Source organism: Desulfovibrio sp. 1214_IL3152 (genome assembly GCF_036763055.1).
Classification (GTDB): domain Bacteria; phylum Desulfobacterota; class Desulfovibrionia; order Desulfovibrionales; family Desulfovibrionaceae; genus Desulfovibrio.
This window is the reverse complement of the sequence record NZ_JBAIYW010000478.1, coordinates 1-1,191: the sequence shown is the minus strand read 5'-3', so window position 1 is coordinate 1,191 and position 1,191 is coordinate 1. Positions and strand designations below refer to the sequence as shown.

At 61.4% G+C, this 1,191-nt stretch carries 2 protein-coding genes and 1 pseudogene; all 3 read left to right on the top strand.

Annotated elements, in window-relative coordinates; all coding sequences use genetic code 11:
- Positions 1 to 652, top strand: a pseudogene (locus V6C07_RS10150) (transcription termination factor NusA); the annotation flags it as partial.
- A gap of 10 nt (positions 653 to 662) precedes the next feature.
- On the top strand, positions 663 to 908 hold the full coding sequence (locus V6C07_RS10145; protein ID WP_333536335.1) for a YlxR family protein: 246 nt from the start codon (positions 663 to 665) through the stop codon (positions 906 to 908).
- The coding region (locus tag V6C07_RS10140) for a translation initiation factor IF-2 N-terminal domain-containing protein (protein ID WP_333536334.1) at positions 901 to 1,191 on the top strand (291 nt) is incomplete at its 3' end. The genes V6C07_RS10145 and V6C07_RS10140, both read left to right, overlap by 8 nt.

Sequence of the window (1,191 nt, the reverse complement as noted above, 5' to 3'; positions counted from 1 at the left end):
GCGCGCCAAGGTGGCCGTGCTCTCTCGCGAACGCGATGTGGACCCCGTGGGCGCCTGCGTTGGCGTGCGCGGTTCGCGCATTCAGAATATCGTGCAGGAACTGCACGGCGAGCGCATCGACATTGTTGTCTGGAGCGCCGATATAGCCACTTACGCCCGCAACGCCCTGGCCCCGGCCCTGGTGTCGCGCATCGTGGTGGATGAAGAAGAAAATCTGCTCGAAGTCATCGTGCCGGACGACCAGCTCACCAACGCCATCGGGCGCAAGGGGCAAAACGTCAAGCTGGCCGCTCGCCTTCTGGGCTGGAAAGTCGATATATTCACCGAGACCCGCTACAACGAGGCCAATGCCATCGGTCACGGTCTCGAACAGGTAGCCAGCGTGGCCGAAGTCTCCATTGAGGCCCTGCTTGCCGCCGGCTACAGTTCGCTTGACAAGCTGCGCCAGGCCACGGACCAGGAACTTTCCGACAAGCTGACCATCAGCGCGTCGCGCATTGCCGACCTTCGTTCGGCCATCAACTTTCTGGCTCCCGTGGTAGAAGAAACGCCCGAATCCTCCGCTGTGGAACTGGGCCGGACGCATGCCGACGAGGAAGAATCCGGTCAGGACCATACTGCCGGCAGTCCTCGCGAGGATGCGCAAGATTAGGGGCAACCGCATGGGGGAAGGGCAAAAAACTGCCGTGGCCGCTGAAGGGCCGGTGCGCATGTGCGTTATGTGCCGCCGCCGCTTCGCCAAGGCCGAGCTTACCCGCCATGTGCTGACGCCCCAGGGAATTTTGACTATTGACGCTGAAAAAACCAGACCTGGCAGGGGCTGGTATCTCTGTTCCGATGCCGTATGCATGGCGAAATTCGCCAGGTTCAGGCCCGGGACACGGCGCAAGGGGGGTAAACATGTCTGAAGAAAAAATTAAAGTATCGGAACTTGCCAAGGAATTTCCGGCAGTGCCCAACAAGGATATGCTGCGCGCTCTGCGCGAGCTGGGCGCGTCTGCTAAGTCCATGGCCGGGTCCTTGACCACTGAGGAGGCGGCACGCGTGCGCGAACATTTTGCCGAACAAAAACAGGCGGATGCCGAGCGTTCCGGCTCACACCCCAACGTCATCGTGCGCCGTCGCCGTAAGGATGCCGACAAGGCCGACGCCCCTGAAATGACAGAAGCGGCTCCCGCCGCCAGGGAAGAA